Source organism: Lysobacter antibioticus HS124 (assembly GCF_000336385.2).
Lineage (GTDB): Bacteria > Pseudomonadota > Gammaproteobacteria > Xanthomonadales > Xanthomonadaceae > Lysobacter > Lysobacter firmicutimachus.
On sequence record NZ_HG424603.1, the window covers coordinates 37,462 to 59,005 of the forward strand.

The following is a 21,544-nucleotide window of genomic DNA, read 5'->3' on the forward strand; positions in this document are numbered from 1 at the left end:
GGAAGAGCGCATGAGTGGGTCCTGGATGGATGGGGAGGTGTCGTCATGCGAAGCAACACGCGTCCGGGCTTCGCGGCCGGTATGGGATCGGTCTACGGCTGCAACTGCGATCCGGCGGCGAGATTAGTCAGCCGGGTGTGCGTCCTGACTTGAGTCGGATCACGCTTTCGCCGTTGCGGCCCGGGCGCGGTTTCGCACTGCGCGAAACGGGATCGCGCACACGGCTTGAAGGCGCCGCGGCGGGCGGCGGCGCTGCGGTAGATGCAGACGTGGCAGGGTGAGCGGTTGGATCGCGTGTGCGGTCGCGGTGCCGGACGAATCGTTGTGCAGTGCACCGATACCGCATCGGATGGGGGCGAGACCTCCCCCCTGTAGGAGCGGCGTAAGCCGCGACAAACGCAGCGGTTCTCGACAGCGTTGCAGCCAAGGTCAGGCCATTCGGGCGATAACCGGCGTGCGCGTCGAGGTTCGGGGTCTCGGACACGACGCTTGCGTACACCGCTGCGGTGGGTCGCGGCTTACGCCGCTCCTACAGGGGCAGAATGCGGAACCGGGACTTCTGGGACGGGTGCGCGGCGGGGCGCTGGCTATAGTGGCCGGACCCCTCGACAGGAGTCGTGCCGTGGTCAAGTCCAGCGTTCCGCTCGTTGCGTTGTTGGCCGTTTCCACCGCCTCCGCCGGCGCCCTGCACGGGATCCAACCCGGCGACATCAATCGCGGCGGCCAGGCCTGCGATGATTTCTTCGACTACGCCAACGGCGCCTGGCGCCAGCAGAACCCGATCCCCGACTACATGGATCGCTGGAGCCGGCGCTGGCAGTCGGGCGAAGTCAACAAGGAGCGCGTGCGCGACATCCTGACCGAGCTGTCGGCGCGCAACGATTGGCCCAAGGGAAGCGCGGGGCAGTTGGCCGGCGATTTCTATGCCGCCTGCATGGACGAGTCGCGCATCGACGCTCTCGGCGTCGAACCGCTGCGGCCCTGGCTGGACGAAATCGGCGCGATCGGCGACCGCGACGGCTTGCAGCGCGAGATCGGCAAGCTGCACGCGGCCGGCATCGCGGTGCCGTTCGTGGTGTTCGCCGGCGAGGACCTGCGCGAGCCGTCCAAGACCATCGCCCATCTCTACGCCGGCGGCCTGGGGCTGCCGGACCGGGACTACTACTTCAAGACCGAGCCGCGCTTCGTCGAGGCGCGGGCCAAGTACCTGCTGCACGTGGCGAAGATGTTCGAGCTGGCCGGCGCCCCGGGCGAACAGGCGCAGCGCGATGCGCAGACGGTATTCGAGTTCGAGCAGCGCCTGGCCGAGGCTTCGCTGGACAACGTGCAGTTGCGCGATCCCAAGCTGCAGGACAACCCGACCGGCTTCGACGATTTGGCCAAGCTGGCGCCGAACTTCGATTGGAGCGGCTATTTCGACGCCGCGCAGATGCCGCGCGCCGCGGTCAATGTGACCCAGCCCAAGTTTCTGCAGCAAGTCGACCGCGAGCTGGCCAAGACGCCGCTGCCGCAATGGCAGGCCTACCTGCGCTGGCAGTTGTTGCATGCCGCCGCCGACTCGCTGTCGACGCCGTTCGTGGAGGAAAACTTCGCCTTCAACGGCAAGTTCCTCACCGGCACCACCCAGATCAAGCCGCGCTGGAAGCGTTGCGCCGAACTCACCGACAACCAGCTCGGCGAAGCGCTGGGGCAGAAGTACGTGGAGAAGTATTTCCCGCCGCAGGCCAAGGCGCGCATGCAGGAGATGGTCAAGAACATCCTCGCGGCGATGGACGACACCATCCGCGAGCTGGACTGGATGGACGATGCGACCAAGCAAAAGGCGCTGGAAAAGCGCTCGACCTTCGTCGCCAAGCTCGGCTATCCGGACAAGTTCAAAACCTACGACGGCGTCGCGGTGAGCCGCGACTCGGCCTGGAACAACGTGGTCGCGGCCTCGCGCTGGAACGTGGCCGACAACCGCAGCCAGGTCGGCAAGCCCACCGATCGCAGCCGCTGGGGCATGACGCCGCCGACGTCGAACGCCTATTACAACCCGCTGCAGAACGAGATCGTGTTCCCGGCCGGCATCCTGCAGCCGCCGGCGTTCGACGTGGACGCGACCGACGCGGTCAACTACGGCGCGATCGGGGTGGTGATCGGCCACGAGATCAGCCACGGCTTCGACGACCAGGGCGCGCAGTTCGACGCGCAAGGCCGTTTGAAGAACTGGTGGACGCCGGCCGACGGCCGGCAGTTCGCGGCCAAGGGCCAGTGCGTGGTCGATCAGTTCGAAGGCTATTTCATCGAGCCCGGCGTGCACCACAACGGCAAGCTGGTGTTGGGCGAATCCATCGGCGATCTGGCCGGAGCCAAGATCGCTTACCGCGCCTATCTGAAATCGCGCGAGGGCAAGGGGCCGGAACCGACCTTGGACGGCTTCACGCCGCAGCAGCAGTTCTTCATCGCCTGGGGCCAGTTCCGCGGCGACGAAACCCGCATGGAGACCCAGCGCACCATGATCCAGGGCGACCCGCACCCGGTCGCCAAGTACCGCGTCAACGGCCCGCTGTCGAACCTGCCGGCGTTCCAGCAGGCGTTCCAGTGCAAGGCGGGGGATGCGATGGTGCGGGCGGAGGCGAAGCGCTGCGAGGTGTGGTGAGGTCGGAGGAGTGTTGGCTGGTCAGCCTATTGATTGCGAGATGGCTCAGTTGGTCGCACGTCGGCATTGATGCGAGATGTGGCCGGAGCAAAGAGGCGTTTTCGTCAAAGAGATGATGTTGCCGGATGTTGCTGCTCGGCATTCGACGTCTTTGACGAACTGGAGTGGTTATGTATGAAGGATTACACGCTCAGGGAGTTTATTCAAAATGACGGGCGCGTTTCAAACTTGATTGGAACGTATCAAGCATTGCAAGCAGGCAAGAAAGGCGGGCGCAGGACTGCTCAATCAGCGGATACTCTCAGGGCGGCTGTAGTATTTGTCCATAGTGCACTTGAAGAAGTCTTTAGAAATCTTCTTTTATGGAAACTACCAGAGGGTGATCCCCTGGCTCTAAATTTGATTCCTCTTGTTGGTTCCGATCGGGTGAATGGAAAATTTCAGCTTGGTGATCTTGCCCCATATAGTGGGCAATTTGTTCACAACGTAATACGTGACTCCATTGATTCGTATGTTGATAGGATGAACATAAGTAATATTGCCGATCTAAGGGCTAAATTGGCCATGATAAATGTAGAGTCGGCGCAGTTCGGTGCCTATTATTCAAAGCTTGCCAGCTGTATGGAGAGGAGGCATCAGATCGTCCATCAGATGGATCGAAATCATGCAATTGGGCCAGGTAGTGTCCGAGTTCAGTCGATATCGGTCAGTAAAGTAATTGGTTGGCAAGAGAACACTAAGGCATTCGTTTTTGATCTTTTGAGTAAGCTTTAGGATCGATCAGTTTGCTAATTGTCACATGGCAGCATTTATAAGTTTGGATCCAAAGGTGCGGTGAGTATTTAGTAATGATTTGCACTCACTCCTCAGGTGGCCGCGTCGGATCGTAGGCGATCAGGTCCCCGGGCTGGCATTCCAGCGCCGCGCAGATCGCCTCCAGGGTGGAGAAGCGGATCGCCTTGGCCTTGCCGGTCTTGAGGATCGACAGATTGGCCAGGGTGATGTCGACGCGTTCGGACAGCTCGGTCAGGGTCATGCGCCGTTCGTGCAGTTTTTCGTCGAGGCGGATCACGATCGCCATGGCTTACACCGTGCCTTCCAGGTCGGAGCGCATGCGCGCGCCCTGTTCGAACACCCGCGCCAGCACGAACAGCAGCAGCACCGCCAGCCAGGGCGCGAACGAGAAGCCGACGTCGATGTCCATCTTCAGCCCCGGCGAGGACTTGGCTGCGGCGTAGACGACGCTGGCGATCAGCAGGCGCACGCCTTCGCCGGCCAGCACCCACCAGGCGATCGCCTGCAGGCGGCGGCTGTTGCCGGCGGCGAAGGGGTCGCCGTCGCGCACGGTATCGACGATCGCCAGCAGCTCGCGCAGCACGCGGTGGACCAGATAGGCGCCGAGGATGCCGAGCAGCACCACCGCGCGCAGGGCGTTGTGCAGGTGGGCGTAGGTCGCGCCGAGAGCGTCGAACATCAGCTTCGGGTTGACCAGGGTCGCGATCAGCAGCGCGGCGATGGCGAAGGCGTAGAGGGCGTTGAGGACGATCAGCCCGCGGATCACCAGGCGGGCCAGGGGCAGGGCGTTGGGCGGGCGGGACATGGCACGGTTCCTTGGATATATCGTGAATCGATATATAATTTATCGAAAAACGATATTCAAGTGCCGCAGGGGGTTGAGCGCGACCGTCCGTCGGCTCCTGGCCGGGGGCCGGCGGCGCGGCGCGACAGGGCGGCTTTCTCTACCGCCGCCGAGCGCGCCGACGGACGGTCGGCCGCCCGCCGCGCACCGTTGCGTGGCTTCGGATGCGGGCGTCCGCGCGGTGCGGGCCGCCACTCCAAGGAAAAACGAAGCCATGTCGAGCAAGAAAGACATCCATGTCGTGCCGCACAGCGACGGCTGGGCGGTCCGGCGCGAAGGCAGCGACCGCGCCAGCTCGATCCACGACACCAAGGCCGCGGCCCTGGCGGCCGCGCGCAACCTCGGCCGCAAGGATCACGTCGAGGTCGTCAGCCACGGGCGCGACGGGCGCATCCAGGACAGCGACAGCTACGGCAGCGATCCGCATCCGCCCAAGGACCGCAAGCACTGAATCCGGCGCCGGTTGCGACGGCGGCGGCTTCGCCGCTGCGGTTTTCGCCGTGCACGGACCGTGCCTGCATCCCGTCCCCCTTGGCTGAAGGGGGGCGGACTCGATCTTTGCCGATCGATGCCGTCCCCGGGCTTCAATCCTCGTCCTCGTCCTGTCCTTTGCGCAGCACCTTGCGTTGCATGGCGTCGAGGTACGCGTCGGCTTCGGCGACGCTGCTGAAGATCTCCTCCATCGGCACGGCCTTGACCAGGTCGAACACTTTCTGGATCTGCGGCTGCGGATTGACCACGACGACTTTGCCGTTGCGCCCGGCCAGCGCCTTGCGTGCGCGGAAGATCGAGCGGATGCCGGCGGAGCTGATGTACTCCAGGCCGGCCAGGTCCAGCACCAGCGACGGCACATCGGCGGCCAGCAAAGGGGCCAGTTGCCGGTCCAGCTCGGCGTAGCTGGCGGTGTCCAGACGTCCGGCCAGGCTGACGCGCTGGCTCTGTGCGGTGGCCGGATCGATACGGATGGTCAAGTCCATGCGTGGCTCCTGGTTCGGGCGGCCGGCGTCACTCGCCGGCGTCGGGACGTAACAGCACGATGCGCAGCACGTTGTAGCGGCCTTCGCGGGCGTAAGCGGCCTCGTCGGCGAGGGAACGGATCAGGTACAGGCCCAGGCCGCCGAGCGGACGGTCTTGGACGTCGGCGTCCAGGTCGGGCGGGGCTTGTGCGAGCGGATCGAACGGCCGCCCATCGTCGCGGAACAGCAGGTCGACGCGGTCGCGGCCGATGCCCAGTTCGAGGCTGACCTCGTGTCCGCCCGACTGGCCGCCGTAATCGATGGCGTTGCACATGACCTCCTCGACGATCAGGCGCACGTCGCCGATGCGTTCGCGTTCGACGCCGGCTTCGGCCAACGCCGCCTCGACCGAGGCGAACACGTCCGGCAGCCGCGCGCGATCTTGCGGGGCGAGGAAATGCAGGGCCGCGCGCATGCCGGAGGCATCGTCGCCACCGCCGGACCAGTGCAAGGACAAGACGGTGATGTCGTCGGATTGCGCCGCGCCGGCGGCGAAGCGGTGCACGTCGGCGACCAGGTTGCCGCACAGGGTGCCCGGTTCGGCGGTGCCGCGCAGGCTCGCCAGCAACCGTTCGTTGCCGAACGGCCGCTGCTCGGCGTCGAAGGCCTCGGTGACGCCGTCGGTGTAGGCGACCAAGGCGTCGCCGCTGCGCAGGCGGCCGCGCCAGATCGGGTAGTGCTCGGCCACCGCCACGCCCAGCGGCGGCCCCGACGGCAGCTCGATGAATCGCGCGCTGCCGTCCGCGCCGAGCAGCGCCGGCGGCTCGTGGCCGGCGCTGGCCAGGGCGAACTCGCCGCTGCGCGCATCGATCAATCCGCATAGCACGGTGGCGAACATGCAGGTGTCGTTGCCCTCGAGCAGGCGCTGCGCGGCTTCCTTCAAGGCGATTTCCGGCGAACCGCCGAGCCCGGCCGCGATCTCCAGCACGGTCATGGTGCGGGCCATGAACAACGCCGCCGGAACGCCCTTGTCGGACACGTCGCCGATCGCGAACCACAGGGTGTGGCTGTCGCGTTCGAAGAAACTGTAGAAGTCGCCGCCGACCGCCTTGGCCGGCTCCAGCCGCGCGTTGGCCTGCAGGCGCCAGCCGTCGGTACCGAGCACGCGCGCGCCGGGCAGCATCGCCAGCTGTATCTCGCGGGCGATATCCAGTTCGCTTTCGAGCTTTTGCCGGGCCGTGCTCATGTCCTGGATCTCGACCATCTGCCGCTTGATCGAGCCGCGCGCGTTGTCGAAGGCGCGCGCCATCACCCCCACTTCGTCGCGGCGATCGGTCTGGTGCAGCGGATAATCGAATTCGCCGTCGGCGAAATGGCTGGCGGAGCCGGTCAGGTCGCTCAGCGGCGTGGTGATCCGCGCCGCCATCCGCCGCACCAGCAGCGCGCACAGCAGCAGGGCCAGCACTGCGATCAACGCGAGGCGGACGATGGTGCGCTTGAGCTCGGCCAGCAGCGGCTTGTGCGACATCGATACCTGCAGGGCCCAGCCGGTGTCGGCGATCGGCTCCAGCACCGAGTAGCGGGTTTCCCCGGTGGTCGGCAGCACATGGGTGAACGCGAACCGCCGTCCCTGCGCCCGCGCGGCGGACATGTCCTGGAGATCGCTGCGCCCGGCAACGGCGATGTAGCCGTCGAGCGTGGTTTTCAGCGCCGCTTTCGGGTCGGCGTGCAGGGCGATGGTGCCGCCCGGCGCGAACAGCGCCGGGCGCTGGCCGCGGATACGGTGCAGCGGCTGGACCAGGTCGGACCAGCGTGCGATCGGCACGTCCAGGCTGACCATGCCCAGGCGGGCGCCGTGGCGTCCGCGCAGCGGCAGGTTCAAGGTGGTCATCCAATGACCGCCGGCGGTTTCGTTGAAGTAGGGCTCCGACCACCACGGCTTGTCGGCGGACAGGGTGCGCCGGTACCAGGGCTGCTGGGCGACGTTGTAGCCCAGTGCGATCAGATCGCGGTCGGCGACGCCGCGGCGTTCGACGCCGACGTAGTAGGCCATCGGCGCACCGTCGGGCAGCACCCCGGGTTCGAGCGCGATCAACCCGCCGACGGTGCTGGCGTCGGCGTCCAGCAGGGCCTGCAGGGTCTTGATGGTCGCCTCGCGGTCCAGGGCGAGATTGTCGAAGATGCCGATCATGCTGGCGCCGGTGATGCGTACCGATTCCATCGATGCATGCAGGCGCGCGGCGGTTTGCGCGGCTTCGTAGCGCGTCCGTTCCTGGGCCCCGGCGATGATGAGCTGGCGTGCGATCAGAAAGGCGGCGACGAAGCCCAGCAACAGCAGCACGCCGACCAGCAGGCCGAACCACAGCATCAGCTTGGTGCGCAGACTGTCGCGCCACGACACCGGAGGAAGCTCGCCGCTCGCGATCGCAGCGCGAGGCGAGGGCGGAACGGCGGCTGGCTCGGTCCGGTCCATCGGCGGCTCCCAGAGGACAGCGCGAGCATAGCCTCAAGCACGGCAAAAAAACCGAGCGCGGTCATGGTTTCTCCGGCGCCCGGATGCGCCGGCGACGGTCGTCGTCGGGGCGGGGGTTGTGCGTTGGGGCCGGCCAGTGGCGGCGGCTTGTGCCCCCGGACCGCCGCGGCTGCGCCGTGTGCTCCGCGGCGTCGTTTCTGGCGCTGCGCGGGCGATCGGCATCGATGCGTCGGCGCTCGGCGCGCCTTGTGGCCGATCTTCGGCGACACGGCGGCCGAGGCGATCGTTCGCGCCCGGAATGATGCGTTTTTGCAGCATGGCGCTTTCGCCTCGCGCGAAGCGGGGGGCGCAGGGACCGCCGGTCGGACAGAGCGGCCGGTGCGGCGTCACGCCCGGCGCGCCGGAGTAGGATGCGCTCGATGCCGATGCGAGGCGCCTTCCGCAGCCAGATTGCGTCGGTTACAGACGAGGGCGGTCGTGCCCTCCGGCCAGGGGCGGCGCCGCAACGGCGCCGGGCCGCCAGCACGACCACTGCGTCGCCGCATGCCCGTTCGAGGCCCGACCATGAAACCCGTTCTGCGCATTCTCGTGTTCTCCTGCGCCGTCGCGCTGGCGCTCCCGTCCTGCCGCAAACCCACGCCCGAGGAGGCAGGACCGGCGGCGCAAGCGGTATCGCCGCCGGAACTGGCGATGGTCGGTGCGCATCTGTTGGAAGGCTTGGGCGACTATCGTTTTCCGATCACCAGCAAGAACCCCGAGGTGCAGCGTTGGTTCGACCAGGGGCTGATGCTGACGTTCGGCTTCAACCACGACGCCGCCGAGCGGTCTTTCCTCAAGGCCATCGAACTCGATCCGGACTGTGCGATGTGCTGGTGGGGGGCGTCGCTGGTGGTAGGGCCGCACGTCAACGCGGCGATGAATCCGGAAGACAACGGCGACGCCTGGACCCGCCTGCAGCGCGCCAAGACGCTGGCGCCGAAAGCCAGCGAACGCGAACGCGCTTTCATCCAGGCCCTGTCGGCGCGCTACGCGCAGGACCCGCCGGCCGACCGGCGCGCGCTGGACCAGGCCTATGCCGACGCCACGCGCGAATTGGTGCGGCTGCGCCCGGACGACTTGGATGCGGCCGTGTTCCACGCCGAAGCGCTGATGGACCTGCAACCCTGGGATTACTACGACGAAAAGCGCCAGCCCAAGGGCAATACCGCCGAGGTGGTGTCGACCCTGGAATCGGTGATGGCGCGCAACCCCGATCATGCCGGTGCCTTGCATCTGTACGTGCACGCGGTCGAGGCGTCGGCCGCGCCCGAGCGCGGAGCGGCGGCCGCCGATCGCCTGCGCGAGCTGATTCCCGGCTCCGGTCACTTGGTGCACATGCCGGCCCACATCTACGCCCGCGTCGGGCGCTGGCACGATGCGGTGGTGGCCAACCAGCGCGCGATCGAGGCCGACGACGCGTATCTCGCGGTTTGCCGCGGCTACACCCAGGGCGTGTACCCGTTGGGTTACGTGCCGCACAACCACCATTTCCTCTGGTTCGCCTCCAGCATGGAAGGCAGCGGCGCGTTGGCCAAGCGCGCCGCGGCGACCACCGCCGAGCGCACCCACCTGCCGGAGTTGATGCGCAAGGAAGGCTTCGCCGGCCTGCAGCACTTCTGGATGACGCCGTGGTTCGAACGGGTGCGCTTCGGCCGCTGGGAGGAGATCGCCGGCGCGCCCAACCCGGCAGCGGATCTGCCCTACGTCACCACGGTGTGGCATTACGCCCAGGCGATGGCGGCGGTGCGGCAGAACCGCTTGGGCGATGCGCAGCGTCACCTCGACGCGTTGCGGCCGTTGGCGAGCGACCCGGCGATGGACCAGTTGACCATGTGGGACCGCTATCCCTTGTCGCACGCCTCGCGCATCGCCGAGCGCGTGGTCACCGCCGAGCTGGCCGCGGCGCGCGGCGAGCGCGATGCGGCGATTTCGGCCTTGAACGAAGCGATCGCGATCGAAGACCGCATCCCCTACGACGAACCGCCGGGCTGGCACGCGCCGGTGCGCCAAAGCCTGGGCGCGGTGCTGCTCGATGCCGGCCGCGGCGCCGACGCCGAGCGCGTGTATCGCGAAGAACTGTTGCGCAATCCCGGCAACGGCTGGTCCTTGTTCGGGCTGGCGCAGAGCCTGCGCGCGCAAGGCAAGCAGGCCGAGGCCGAAGCCGCGCAGCGCGATTTCGAAGCGGCCTGGCGCAATGCCGACGTCACGCTGACCGCTTCGCGGATGTAGCCGATGCGGACGCGCGCCTAGCCGGAGTGGTTCTGCGCGCGAAGCGTATGCCCGGCATTGCCGCAGGCAGGGCCGGCTTGGGGCGCGGCATGGAACTCGACCAGCAGGCCCAGATCGTCCACGGTCGGGGCCAGAAAGGCCTCGCCCCAGGCGCCGCGGTAGCCCGGCAGGCGAGTCTCGTAGCCGCGTTCCACCCGCCAACGGGCCTGCTGCAGGTCGGCGACGGCGATGCTGACGCCCAGCAACTGCGGCCCCCGTCGGCGCAGCGCATCCGCGGCGGCGCCTTCGCCGTCGGGCTGCAAGGCCAGCACGCGCTTGCCGCCGACCGGCACGCAATAGCCGCGTGCCGCGATTTGCGGCAGACGGACCGGGCTCATGCCGGTGAAGCCCATGCGTTCGAACTGCTTGCGGTCGGCTTCGACGTCCGCCGAAAGCAGCCACAGGCCGCTCAGCGCCAACGCCCCGTTGGGGTGTTGCGGGCCGACGCGCAGGTCGATCGCGCGCTCCGGTGTCGCGGCGAGGGCGGCGTAGTCGATGAAGAACAGGTTGCTGGACAAGGGTTGCGCGTCGAACGAAAACAAACGCCAGCGCGGCGGATGTCCCGCGCCGTCGCCGTCGGGATCGTCGGCCGCGGCGGTGAACAACGGCGTGACGGCGAACCGCTGTCGGCGCAGTTGGTCATGCGCGGCGTCGAGCGCAGCCGAGCGCAGGCCGAAGGTGTGGGCGCCGACACCGCCGCGCAACGCCTTCTGGTCGGCCTGCATGCCGGGATCGAATTGCGGGTTCGCGCCCTCGATCGCGAACAATTCCAGGTAGCTGCGGTCGCCGAAGCGCACATAGCGGTTGGCGACGCCGCCGGTCGTGCGGCCCGGCCGCACCTGGAAGCCGAGCTTGACCGTCATCGCCGAAGTGATCTCGTCGATGCGGCGGCCCCAGACCAGCGCGTGGTCGATGTCGCTGCCGGCGGCGGGCGAGGCCGGCGTTGCCGCTGGCCCGGCCGCGGCCGGGCCGGCGCCCAGCAGCAGGGCGCCGCCCAGGGCGAGGGACAGGGCGATGGATGGTTTGGATTGCGTCTTCATGGCCGTCTCCGAGTGCGGTTGCGATGGCGCACAGCTTCGCGCAGGCGCAGCCGCGCCGGCGCGCACGGACGGACGGCGACGGGCACGAAAGGACGATCGGCGCGGATCGAGGACGCGAGGCGCGGGCGATGCAGGCGGTCAACCGGCGCGACGGCTCGATTCGCGACGGCGCTCAGCCCTCGCCGGCGGCCAGTGCCTGCAACTGCTGTCGCATCGACGCGCGCAGCTTCGCCAACGGCGTGCGCGCCAGTTCCGCCAGCGGCCGGTCGCGGCCGATGCGGCGGGCGATGATCAGGCCGACCAGATAGCCGCCGCGGGCGGGTTCCGGGCCTTTGTGGCCGGCGCCGAAGAAACGGTTGGCGTCGTCGGCGGAGGTCGAGTCCAGCACGGCGAGCAGTTTGCCGGCCAGATCGCGCACGGTGGCGTCGTCGACCGCGGCCAGCTTGCGGTCGTCCAGCAGCACCTGCACCCGGCTGGCGTCGGGGTTGAGGCGATCGCTGACGTAGGTGGCCAGGCCTTCGATCCACAGCGAGCCGTAGACCGGCGGTTGCTCGTCCATCAACAATTCGGGCACGAGTTGGCCGTGGTAGAGGTGGAAGGACTCGTGGTCGAGGAACACCGACAGATTGGCGTCGGCGCCGTGGTAGCGGACGATGCCGTCGATGCCGACGAACAACGGCAGCCTGCCTTGCCACGGACGCAGGTGGCCGTCGAAGTTGAACAGCGACGGCATCAGGTAGATCGGCGCGCGCTCGCGTTGGAAATCGGGGAACTCGCGCTGGAAGTGTTCGACGTGGCGCCGGTAGTGCCCGGCGAAGCCCTGGCTGAGGCGGCGCGCAGGTTCGGCGATGGCGTCGAACTGCGGCAGCCAGGCGGCCAACCGTTCCGGCGTAGGCTTGAGCCCGGCACCGGCGTACAGCTCGGCGTTGGGAGCGAAGAACGCCTGGCCGATGGCCCGCGCGCGATCCTCGGCCGCGCGGCCGGCGTCGTAGGCGCGCCAGAACGCCGGCATCAGATCGGTCGGCGCGGGCGCCGCTGCCGCGGGCAGCCGGCCGGCGGCGGCGAGCAAGGGCGACAGGGCGGCCAGTCGGAGCAGATCGCGGCGGTGCATCGTGGAATCCTGTTGGGTCGACTCGATGAGCGATGCGGCGGGGGGGCCGTGTCGTTGAAGCGCGCCTGCAGGGCCAGCACGGCGCGCGCAGGCGCCGAGTCTAAGTCGGACGCTGACGCGCAACTGTTTCTTTTTGCGAAACCGCGGAGGCCGAGGCGACTTCAGTACGCACGCACCCCGTCCGCCAAGGCCAGGTCCAGGAACGCCCGCACCCGCGCCGGCAGCATGCGCGCGCTGGGGTAGACCGCATGGATCGGCGACGGCGGACGTTCGAATTCGGGCAGCAGGACCTCCAGTTCGCCGGTGGCCAGGTGCGCAGCGACCTGATAATGGAGGGCGCGGACCAGGCCGCCGCTCTCGCGGGCGTGGTCGATCGCGGCCTCGGCGCTGTTGGTGGACAGGCGCGCGGCGATGGCGATGCGCAGCTCGCGCGCCGGGTCGTGCGGGTCGGCGAACAGCCAGTCGCCGTTGGCATGGACCGGGCCGAAAGCGATGGTGTCGTGGCCGGCGATCGCTTCCGGCGCGGCCGGTCGCCCTCGCGCGGCCAGATACGCCGGGCTGGCCACCAGCACGCGGCGGGTGCTGCCGAGCGGGCGTGCGACCAGGCTGGAGTCGCCGAGCGCGCCCAGCCGGATCGCGATGTCGACCCCTTCCTCGATCAGGCTGACGTTGCGGTCGTTGAGTTGCAGCTCGGCGACCACGTCGGGGTAGGCGGCCAGATAGCGGCGCAGCAACGCGGCCACGTGCATGCGGCCGAACGTCAGCGGCGCCGAGATCACCAGCCGGCCGCGCGGCCGCTCCTGTTCGCCGCGGGCGATGTCCTCGGCGGCGTCGACCTCGGCCAGCACGCGCCGGACCTGGTCCAGGTAGCGCGTGCCGGCGTCGGTGAGGTGCAGCGAACGGGTGGTGCGTTGCAGCAGGCGCACGCCGATGTGGCTTTCCAGGCTGGACACGGTGCGGGTGACCACCGGCGGCGACAGGCCCAGCCGGCGTGCCGCTGCGGCGAAGCTGCCGGTGTCGCAGACGGCGGCGAACACGCTCATGGCTTGGAGGCGGTCCACGGTTATTCCTGATTCGGCAATGGTGAAGTGTCTTCCATGCCGATTATCACCGTCCGGAGAAAGATTCAAAGTGGCTCCCGCAGCGCAGACCTTCCCCTTCGGTCGCCGGGCCCGCTGCAGCCGGCGGCCCATCGGAGCCTCCCCATGAGCAAGACCCTGTTGAACCTGGCCACTGCCGCCGTGTTGGCCGCCAGCGCCGTCCAGACCCTCCCGGCCGCTGCCGCAGAGTCGGCTGCGCAGACCGCAACCGCCCCCGCCGCCGAGCAGGTGCGCTATCGCACCGTCGACATCGACGGCGTCGAGGTGTTTTACCGCGAGGCCGGCCCGGCCGACGCCCCGGCGCTGTTGTTGCTGCACGGCTTCCCGACCTCCTCGCACATGTTCCGCGACCTGATCCCGCGCCTGGCCCAGCGCTACCGGGTGATCGCCCCCGACTATCCGGGCTTCGGCTACAGCGCCGCGCCGCCGCGCGAGGGCTTCGCCTACACCTTCGACAACTACGCCAAGACGGTGGACGCGCTGACCCAGCGCCTGGGCCTCGAGCGCTACGCCTTGTATGTGATGGACTACGGCGCGCCGGTCGGTTTCCGCCTGGCGGTCGCTCATCCGCAGCGGGTGAGCGCGATCGTGGTCCAGAACGGCAACGCCTACGACGAAGGCATCGCCGGCTTCTGGGACCCGATCAAGGCCTATTGGCGCAGCGGCGCGCCGGCCGAGCGCGAGGCGCTGCGCTGGCTGACCAGCGCCAAGGCGACCCAGTGGCAATACACCAACGGCGTGCGCGACGTGTCGCTGGTCAGTCGCGACGCCTGGACCCACGACCAGGCCGGCCTGGACCGCCCCGGCAACCAGGAGATCCAGCTCGACCTGTTCTACGACTACCGCACCAATCTGCCGTTGTATCCGCAGTGGCAGCGCTACTTCCGCGAACGCAAGCCGCCGATGCTGGTGCTGTGGGGACGCAACGACGAAATCTTCGTCGCCGCCGGCGCCGCGCCGTATCGCCGCGACAACCCGAATGCGACGGTGAAGTACTTCGATACCGGGCATTTCGCCCTGGAAACGCACGGCGTGGAGATCGCGCGCGAGATCGGCGGCTTCCTCGACCGGCATGTCGGCCGCGACAAGTGAGCGACCGCCGCGCGCCGAGTGTTTGCGGCGCGGACGGTGGGCGGCATCCGAAGCGGTCGCGCGTACGGCAACAGGCCGGCGCGCGATCGCTTGGTCGCGTTTCCTGCCGGCATCAGCCCGACGCGGCCGGCGTTGGTCGTCCATCGCGCATCGTCCGGCCGCAGGAAAGCGTCGGTTCGTCCCGGCGCCGGCTCGGTTCGTCACGGCCGTATTGCGCGGGCTCGGACGCCCCGGGCAGCCTAGCGTCGCATCGCAAGCTGCGAAGCCTGCGGTGGATGCCGGAGCCCGCGTGGCTTCGCCGTCCTGGTCGTCGCTGAGCCGTCGCTTCCGCCGCCGCGCAGCGCGATGGCCCAGACCGTGAGCGCCCGTCGGGCCGGCGCGCGCACGGTGTTTTCAGGCCCTAATCGAGGAGTAGTGCAATGAGGATCCGGAGTTTCGTTTTCGTCGCGTTGGCCGCGGGCTGCGGCTTGGTTTCCGGCTGCAGCGCCATCGCCACGAAAACCAACAGCCTCAGCGACGCGGATATCCTGTCCAAGACGTCCGGCGTGCTGGGGCTGTCGCCGTCGGACCTCACCCTTGTCAACCGCCGCACCGAAGGCGTCAATACCTACGCGACCCTCAGAACCAAGAGCGGCAAGACGTACGCCTGCACGGTCAACGGCGGCAACCTGCTCTCGTTCGGCATGACCAATCCGCCGGTGTGCAATCCGATGTGAGCGCATCGCTGCGTCCTCGTCGGCGGCGGGCGCGGATCTGTAGGAAGGCGCATGCGCAAGGACGCGCAGGCCAACCGCCGGGCGCCGCTTCCGCCACCGGCATTTCTCAGGTATTCGAAGGTCATGGATAAGGTTATGCCAACAACATTGCGCGCCGTCGTTCTTCTGGTTGCCGCCTGCTCGGCCTCCTGCACCGCCGTGGTGGGCTCGGGATCGACCGGCGTCAGCGCCGCCGAATGCCGGGCCTACTACGTGCACACCTACCGGCTCGACGGCATGGACGCGGCCGCGGTGCTGGGCGAGGAACAGCTCAGCAAGGACTCGGGCACCTGCGCGCAATCCGGCATGGTGACGCGCCGGCATCTGGATTGCGCGATGGCGGCGCGGTCGGTCGATGCGCTGCACGCCTGCGGGGCGCCCAACACTTAGCATGGCGGCGCCGGGCTTAGAATGCCGCCCAGCGCCGCCGCGCCCGATCGCAGCCGCGACGGCAGGCGAGGGTTTCGAGACGGTCGGAGCACGCGGCCGAAGATTTTTGGTCATGGCGCAGACCGGACTGCGCAGGAAGAGGCAAGGGATGTTCGATTACGGTGACAGCGTCGATGCCGCGGCGGTTTGGCGAAAGGCGGTTTGGGCATGCCTGCTGTGGGCTGGTTTGTGCGGCGGCGCCGGCGCGACGCAGGCCGACGCCGGCGCGACCGCGGCCAGGCCGGATCAGACCGGGGAAGCAAAGCTGGTCACCCGCTCGTCCTTGGGGGCGTGGATGCTGCGCGAAGATGCCGCACGTCCGGGGTTGAACTGCGCAGTGAAATTCGTGCCGGCGCGGGCCGGCTCGGTCGGGTTGGCGATTCTCGGGCCGACTGCGAGTTCGCGCGCGTCGTCCATCCTGTTCGACGGTTACGGCATCCCTTTTTCCCGCTCGCCGCAGCCGGTGCAGGTGGAGTTGGTGCAGAAGGATCTGCCGGCCACCCGCCTCAACGCCATGCAGTTGCCCGGCGACGCGGCGACCTCGGCCGGCGTGCTCGCGATTCCGGCGGGCGATATCCGCCAGACCCTCAAGTCGATGCGCGACCGCGAGGACGAGATGCAGCTGAAGCTGGTCGCGGCCCCAGCGGTGTCGGTGGCCTACGACGGCCTGGACCAGGCCCGCGGCGCCTTGCTGGCTTGCCTGGACGGCAAGCGCTTCGCCGGCAAGAGCCTGCGCGAGGCGACCGCCGAGCTGCGGCCGCTGGGCACCTCGACGATCCGCGGGCAGACCTACTTCAAGGGCGCGGCGCTGGCGAAGAAGAAGTACCCGCCCAAGGGCAGCCGCGCGGTCGGTCTTATCTGGATGACCGACGAGTTCAAGGCCTGGTACGAACAGGTCAAGCGCAACAAGAAGCTGCCCGAGCAGATTCCGCTGCACATCCTCAAGCACTTCATGTCGACCCAGATCCTCGACGACCAGGGGCGCTGGGAGTTCACCAACATGCCGGCGGGCGAGTACCTGCTGGTGGCGAACTTCTCCTACGAAAAGACCGTCAACCGACCCGAAGTCGTCGGCCGGACCGATGTCTACCGAGGCAATCAATACATCGGTTCCAACGACCAGGTCGCGTATTGGTCGTATACGGTGCAGCAGGGCACGACGTTCGAAAAGAAAGTGACGGTGCCGCGCGACGGCGAGACCGTCGAGGTGGCTTTGGACAAGTCGCAGATCTACTGCTTCATCGTCTGCTTCTGAGCGCTGCGGCTTCGCGCCCGCGTTTATGCGGCGCGCTTGCGTGCCCGGCGCTTGCGCGGCGGCACGGCGCCGTGCGCTGCGGCGTCGGCGTCCGCTTGCCGGCGTTCGAACGCGCCGCTGCCGGCGGCGCGCACGATGCGCTGGAAGGTCGGGCACTGCGGGTGACTGGGCGCGCGGCAATGAGCGGCGTGGCGCAGGCCGTCGCGCATTGCGCTCAGGCGCTGGATGCGGCGATCGAGTTCGTCGGCCTTGGCGAGCAGCAGTCGCCGGTCGATGGTCTGGCCGCCGTCGGCGAAGACCCGGCCGATCTCTTCCAGCGAGAAGCCGGCGGCGCGGCCGAGCGCGATCAGGGCCAGCCGCTCGAGTACGCATGCGTCGAACAGACGCCGCAGGCCGCGCCGCCCGAGCGAGGCGATCAGACCTTTTTCTTCGTAGAACCGCAGCGTGGACGCGGGCACGCCGGAGGCGCGGGCGACTTGGGCGATATCGAGGCACGGCACCGGCTTGACCTCAAGCGAACTTGAAGTGGCATGGTGCGGGCTCCCTCCCGTGCAGGCAAGCCGCCATGACCGTGCCCATCAGCTACGACTTCGAACCCGAGCCCACGGTCGCGCCGCCGCTCGACGCCAACGACCAGACCGCGTTGTGGAACGGCGCCGCCGGTCGCGCCTGGGTCGAGACGCAGGCGTTGCTGGATGCGATGTTCGCCGCGTTCGTGCCGGTGTTGCTGGAGCCGTTGGCGCAGCGGCCGGGCGCCGACGTGCTGGACGTGGGCTGCGGCACCGGCGCGCTGGCCCTGGCCGCGGCGCGCGCCGGCGCCGTGTGCGCCGGCGTGGACGTCTCCGCGCCGATGATCGAACTGGCGCGCGCTCGCGCGGCGAGCGAGGGCGCGAACGCGCGCTTCGTCTGCGCCGACGCGCAGCGCTACGATTTCGGCGCGGCGCGCTACGACCTGATCCTGTCGCGCCTGGGCGTGATGTTCTTCGACGATCCGGTCGCGGCGTTCGCGCATCTGCGGGGCGCGGTGCGCGAGGGTGGGGCGATGCGCTTCCTCGCCTGGCGCGGGGCGGCCGAGAACCCGTTCATGACCACGGCCGAACGCGCTGCGGCGCCGTTGCTGCCGGAGCTGCCGCTGCGGCGGCCGGGCGGCCCCGGCCAGTTCGCTTTCGCCGACGCGCGGCAGGTTCGCGAGATCCTGCAGCAGGCGGGTTGGCGCGCCGTCGACATCCGCCCGGTCGAGTTGGAATGCGGCTTCGCCGCGTGCGAGCTGCCGGCCTATCTCAGCCGGCTGGGGCCGGTCGGGCTGGCGCTGGCCGGCGCCGACCCGGCGGACCGGGCGCGGGTCGTCGAGGCGATCGCGCCGGCGTTCGCACCGTTCCGGCGCGGCGACGAGATCCGTTTCAGCGCCGCTTGCTGGCGCGTGGACGCTTCGGTTTGACCTGCGGCTGCGGCGCGGCGCGGGCCGGCGCCGCGAATGCGTACCTCCGCCGCTAGTCCGAAAGGCCCCCCTGTCTTTCGGACTAGTGTGTTGCTTAAATACAACACTATTATTGTGATCAATCGGCGGCCGGCCACGAAGCGCGGGTCGCCTGGACCGATCACACAGGAGGCGGGGATATGGGCAAGCGCAAGCGCTTGGGGCAGGCGGCGATGCTGGCATTGGGACTGTGGTGCGCCGCGGCGGCGCAAGCCGCCGAAGCGCCGGCCGGCGAACGCACGGTGCAGCGCGCGGGCTACCGCCTGCAGGCGCAGCAGCAGGGCCAGGGGCCGGTCGCGGTGGTGTTCGAATCGGGTTTCGGCCAGGGCGCGGGCGCTTGGAAGCAGGTCATCGCCGAACTCGGCGCCGATTGCGATTGCATCGCCTACGCGCGCGCCGGGCTCGGCGGCTCCGGCAGCGACGGTCGACCCAAGCGCATCGAAGAGCATCTGCAAGACCTGGAGGCGGTGATGGACAGCTTGGCGCCGCACCGCAAGGTGGTGCTGGTCGGACACTCCTACGGCGGTCTGCTCGCCAGCGAATTCGCCCGCCGCCATCCGCAGCGCCTGCTCGGCCTGGTGCTGGTCGACCCGACCACCCTGGATCAGCGGCATGCGTTCAAGCGAGCCGACCGTGCGCGCGTGCTGGCCGACGACCAGGCCTTGCTGGCGATGCTGCCGCCGCCGATGGCGGCCGACTACCGCCTGCTGGTCGAGCAACTCGACAGCGCCGATGCCGCCGTCCCGCGCGCGCCGGCCGACGTGCCGGTGGTGTTGATGACCTCGACCCAAGTCGCCGCCGAACCGTTCGTGTTGGAAGAGACCGCACCGGGCAAGGCGATCTGGAAACGCCAGCACGCGCAACTGTTCGCCGGTTTCGCGCGCGGCGAACACCGTTACTTCGCGACCGGCCACAACATCCACCGCGAGGACCCCAAGGCGGTGGCCGCCGCCGTGCGCACGGTCGCGGCGCTGGCCGCGGCGCCCTGAGCCGCGGCGCTCAGCGCCGGGTCGCCGCCACGCCGTCGAGGGCGAGCTCGGCCTTGAAGCCGGCCTTGTCCAGGCGCTTGGCGACTTCGCGCGGCACGTCGCGGCCGCTGGTGAGCTTGTTCGGGCTGCCGGTGTAGTGGAACAGGCGGCCGCCGCGGCGCAGCACCCGCGCCAGTTGATCGTAGAAGGCCTGCGAATACAGTTCGCCGGCGATACCGAAGCGCGGCGGATCGTGCAGCAGGGCGTCGACCGAGGCGCTGCCGATCTCGGCGATCGCCTGCGACACATCGGCGTGGCGCAGTTGCAAGCGATCGCCGTTGACCGGCGCTTCGGGATCGGGCGACCAGGGGTTGAGGGTGCGCAGCCAGAGCACGCTCTCGTTCTTCTCGAACGACTGGATTCGCGCCGCTCCGGCTTCCAGGCAGCAGGCGGCGAAGTAGCCCAGGCCGCCGCAGGTGTCCAGCACCTGTTTGCCGCGCGGCTCGATCAAGGCGACCTTGCGCCGTGCATCCTCCAGCGGCGAGGTCTTGGCGGTCGGCAGCATCTTGATGCCGTCGATCTCGAACGTCGGCACACCCCATTCGGTGGGCACCAGTTTGATCAGCGAACCGGCGTAGCGCGACACGGCGGCGAAGTCCTCGCCGTCCCAGTAGTAGACGGTGCGGTCCTTGAGCTTGGCCGGGTAGGGAAAGGCTTGCCCGTGCCACTGCCAGGACTCGGCCTGCAACCGCACGGTGCCGCTGCTGCGGCCCAGGTCCAGCGAGCCGGTCCAGTCCTCCTGGCCGGCCGCGCGCGCGGCGATCAGTTGTCCGGCCAGCGGCGCGGTCAGCAGGGGGCCTGAGTAATGCGGCACGACGGGTGTTCCTGGGCGGACGAATGCGGCGCCCAGGATAAAGCGCGCAGGCGGTTTTCTCGACCGGCGATCCCTCGCCGGCCCTGGGGCTGCCCCGGATACGGCGCACGCTGGCCTTCGCGGTATAAAGAGCGGCCACCGCGCTGGGAGCCGCGCCATGACCGCGAAGACGTCCCGCACCTCGGCGCCCGCCGTCGTCAAGAAGACGGCGTCCGCCGGCAAGCCTGCCGCGAAGCCGGCGCGGGCCGGGCAAATCGCAGCCCGGAAGAGCGCAACGAAAAAAACCTCGGCGAAGCAGGCTCGAACGGGGAAACCTACCGCCCGCATGGTGTCGGCGAAACCGGCCGGGCCCGCGCGGACCGCAGCGGCGCGTTCCGTCGCGGCCAAGGCGCCGGTGCTGCTGTCCGGCGGCAACCCGCAGATCGCCAAAGGCGAGGGCGATGCGCCGGTGCAGGCCTATATCGCGGCGATGCCGGATTGGAAACGTGCGATGGGGCAGCGCCTGGATGCCTTGATCGTCGAAGCCGTGCCGAACGTGCATAAGGCGGTCAAGTGGAATTCGCCGCTGTACGGCATCCGCGGCCAGGGCTGGTTCCTGAGCTTTCATTGCTTCGACCGCTACATCAAGCTGGCGTTCTTCCGCGGCGCTTCGCTGCGGCCGATGCCGCCTGAGCCGTCCAAGACCGCGCATACGCGCTATCTGCACGTGTACGAAAACGAATCGTTCGACGAGGCGCAATTCGTGGCCTGGGCGAAGCAGGCGAGCCGTTTGCCCGGGGAGCGGATGTAGGCGGCACCGGCCGCAGCGACGACAATCCATCTTTCGGAGGCGACTACGCATGAAGAGCAAGCACGGCGGTTCCGGCGGCGGCGCGGACGATCAGGCCGCGTCGGCGATGATCGACGAGCGCATTGCCGGGTTGAGCGACTGGCGCGGCCAGACCCTGGCCCAGGCGCGCAAGCTGATCCTGCAGGCCGGCCCCGGGATCGTCGAGGAGTGGAAGTGGGGCGTGCCGGTGTGGTCGCAGGGCGGCATCCTGTGCACCGGCGAGGTCTACAAGAACGCGGTCAAGCTGACCTTCGCCAAGGGCGCTGCGCTGGACGACCCGACCGGGATGTTCAACGCCAGCCTCGACGGCAACACCCGCCGCGCGATCGATTTCCGCGAAGGCCAGAAGATCGACGGCAAGGCCTTGCAGGGGCTGATCCGCGCTGCCGCAGCGCACAATGCTTCGGCCAAAGCCGGGACGGCGGCCAAGAGCGCCGCCAAGAAAGCCGCCCAGAAGGCGGCTCCGAAGCAGGCCGCTCCGAAGCAGGCCGCGGCGGTCCGGCAGACCGCGGCGAAGGCGGTCGCGAGCAGCGCCAAGAAGAGCGCCGCGAAAGCCGCCGGGAAGACCGCTGCCAAGACGTCCAAAAAGCCCGTCGCC

The 21,544-nt window shown here is 68.7% G+C and carries 20 protein-coding genes and 1 pseudogene; 12 read left to right on the forward strand and 9 right to left on the reverse strand.

Going from position 1 to position 21,544, the window contains the following annotated elements; translation table 11 throughout:
- Positions 1-622 precede the first annotated feature (622 nt).
- Together TX83_RS21275 and TX83_RS23050 are read left to right on the forward strand one after the other, a co-directional pair.
- Entirely contained in the window at positions 623-2,641 is a 2,019-nt protein-coding gene (locus tag TX83_RS21275; RefSeq protein ID WP_186442678.1) for a M13 family metallopeptidase, read from the forward strand.
- 174 nt (positions 2,642-2,815) lie between these two features.
- Entirely contained in the window at positions 2,816-3,415 is a 600-nt protein-coding gene (locus TX83_RS23050) for a hypothetical protein (RefSeq protein WP_141233622.1), read from the forward strand.
- A gap of 85 nt (positions 3,416-3,500) precedes the next feature.
- Here TX83_RS23050 and TX83_RS21280 read toward each other — a convergent pair whose 3' ends face one another.
- Together TX83_RS21280 and TX83_RS21285 are read right to left on the reverse strand one after the other, a co-directional pair.
- Positions 3,501-3,722 (reverse strand): helix-turn-helix domain-containing protein, encoded by a 222-nt coding sequence (locus tag TX83_RS21280; protein ID WP_064749991.1) that lies wholly within the window; start codon positions 3,720-3,722, stop codon positions 3,501-3,503.
- 3 nt (positions 3,723-3,725) lie between these two features.
- Positions 3,726-4,241, reverse strand: coding sequence for a DUF2975 domain-containing protein (locus TX83_RS21285; protein WP_064749992.1), 516 nt, complete (start codon positions 4,239-4,241; stop codon positions 3,726-3,728).
- 253 nt (positions 4,242-4,494) lie between these two features.
- Between TX83_RS21285 and TX83_RS21290 the strand changes: the two genes are divergently transcribed.
- A complete protein-coding gene (locus tag TX83_RS21290) occupies positions 4,495-4,731 on the forward strand; it encodes a DUF2188 domain-containing protein (RefSeq protein WP_064749993.1) in 237 nt (78 codons plus the stop codon).
- Positions 4,732-4,864: 133 nt separating this feature from the next.
- Here the strand turns inward: TX83_RS21290 and TX83_RS21295 are convergent, their stop codons facing one another.
- Both TX83_RS21295 and TX83_RS21300 read right to left on the reverse strand, forming a co-directional pair.
- Entirely contained in the window at positions 4,865-5,257 is a 393-nt protein-coding gene (locus tag TX83_RS21295) for an STAS domain-containing protein (protein WP_064749994.1), read from the reverse strand.
- Between the two features lie 28 nt (positions 5,258-5,285).
- Positions 5,286-7,637 carry a SpoIIE family protein phosphatase gene (locus tag TX83_RS21300; RefSeq protein ID WP_064749995.1) on the reverse strand — a complete coding sequence of 784 codons (2,352 nt, stop codon included), beginning with the start codon at positions 7,635-7,637 and terminating at the stop codon, positions 5,286-5,288.
- 636 nt (positions 7,638-8,273) lie between these two features.
- Between TX83_RS21300 and TX83_RS21305 the strand changes: the two genes are divergently transcribed.
- A complete protein-coding gene (locus TX83_RS21305) occupies positions 8,274-9,977 on the forward strand; it encodes a tetratricopeptide repeat protein (protein WP_141233623.1) in 1,704 nt (567 codons plus the stop codon).
- Between the two features lie 17 nt (positions 9,978-9,994).
- Here the strand turns inward: TX83_RS21305 and TX83_RS21310 are convergent, their stop codons facing one another.
- From TX83_RS21310 to TX83_RS21320, 3 genes are all read right to left on the reverse strand, one after another.
- Positions 9,995-11,056 (reverse strand): VOC family protein, encoded by a 1,062-nt coding sequence (locus TX83_RS21310; RefSeq protein WP_075575302.1) that lies wholly within the window; start codon positions 11,054-11,056, stop codon positions 9,995-9,997.
- 172 nt (positions 11,057-11,228) lie between these two features.
- Positions 11,229-12,167, reverse strand: coding sequence for a hypothetical protein (locus tag TX83_RS21315; protein ID WP_064749997.1), 939 nt, complete (start codon positions 12,165-12,167; stop codon positions 11,229-11,231).
- Between the two features lie 161 nt (positions 12,168-12,328).
- The gene (locus tag TX83_RS21320) at positions 12,329-13,228 is read right to left on the reverse strand and encodes a LysR family transcriptional regulator (protein WP_064749998.1); all 900 of its coding nucleotides are present in this window, start codon (positions 13,226-13,228) and stop codon (positions 12,329-12,331) included.
- Positions 13,229-13,372: 144 nt separating this feature from the next.
- On the opposite strand from TX83_RS21320, the gene TX83_RS21325 reads away from it, so the two are divergent.
- The 4 genes from TX83_RS21325 (at position 13,373) to TX83_RS21340 (ending at position 16,798) form a co-directional block, all read left to right on the forward strand.
- Positions 13,373-14,359 carry an alpha/beta fold hydrolase gene (locus tag TX83_RS21325; RefSeq protein WP_064749999.1) on the forward strand — a complete coding sequence of 329 codons (987 nt, stop codon included), beginning with the start codon at positions 13,373-13,375 and terminating at the stop codon, positions 14,357-14,359.
- Positions 14,360-14,778: 419 nt separating this feature from the next.
- Positions 14,779-15,075: a hypothetical protein gene (locus TX83_RS21330; protein WP_064750000.1), complete on the forward strand. Its 297-nt coding sequence runs from the start codon at positions 14,779-14,781 to the stop codon at positions 15,073-15,075.
- Positions 15,076-15,126: 51 nt separating this feature from the next.
- Positions 15,127-15,504 carry a hypothetical protein gene (locus tag TX83_RS21335; protein ID WP_141233624.1) on the forward strand — a complete coding sequence of 126 codons (378 nt, stop codon included), beginning with the start codon at positions 15,127-15,129 and terminating at the stop codon, positions 15,502-15,504.
- A gap of 1 nt (position 15,505) precedes the next feature.
- A complete protein-coding gene (locus TX83_RS21340; protein WP_222423805.1) occupies positions 15,506-16,798 on the forward strand; it encodes a hypothetical protein in 1,293 nt (430 codons plus the stop codon).
- Between the two features lie 23 nt (positions 16,799-16,821).
- Here TX83_RS21340 and TX83_RS21345 read toward each other — a convergent pair whose 3' ends face one another.
- A complete protein-coding gene (locus TX83_RS21345; RefSeq protein WP_079248378.1) occupies positions 16,822-17,298 on the reverse strand; it encodes a helix-turn-helix domain-containing protein in 477 nt (158 codons plus the stop codon).
- Positions 17,299-17,363: 65 nt separating this feature from the next.
- On the opposite strand from TX83_RS21345, the gene TX83_RS21350 reads away from it, so the two are divergent.
- Positions 17,364-18,236 (forward strand): class I SAM-dependent methyltransferase, encoded by an 873-nt coding sequence (locus tag TX83_RS21350; protein WP_064750002.1) that lies wholly within the window; start codon positions 17,364-17,366, stop codon positions 18,234-18,236.
- Positions 18,237-18,415: 179 nt separating this feature from the next.
- Positions 18,416-19,264 (forward strand): alpha/beta fold hydrolase, encoded by an 849-nt coding sequence (locus TX83_RS21355; protein WP_428992587.1) that lies wholly within the window; start codon positions 18,416-18,418, stop codon positions 19,262-19,264.
- Between the two features lie 10 nt (positions 19,265-19,274).
- On the opposite strand, the gene TX83_RS21360 is transcribed toward TX83_RS21355, so the two are convergent.
- The gene (locus tag TX83_RS21360) at positions 19,275-20,117 is read right to left on the reverse strand and encodes a class I SAM-dependent methyltransferase (RefSeq protein ID WP_064750003.1); all 843 of its coding nucleotides are present in this window, start codon (positions 20,115-20,117) and stop codon (positions 19,275-19,277) included.
- 157 nt (positions 20,118-20,274) lie between these two features.
- Here TX83_RS21360 and TX83_RS21365 point away from each other — a divergent pair, with 157 nt between their 5' ends.
- Both TX83_RS21365 and TX83_RS21370 read left to right on the forward strand, forming a co-directional pair.
- Entirely contained in the window at positions 20,275-20,907 is a 633-nt protein-coding gene (locus tag TX83_RS21365; RefSeq protein ID WP_075575303.1) for a DUF1801 domain-containing protein, read from the forward strand.
- A 49-nt stretch (positions 20,908-20,956) separates the two neighbouring features.
- Positions 20,957-21,358 (forward strand): annotated as a pseudogene (locus TX83_RS21370) (DUF1801 domain-containing protein); the annotation flags it as partial.
- Positions 21,359-21,544: the final 186 nt, after the last annotated feature.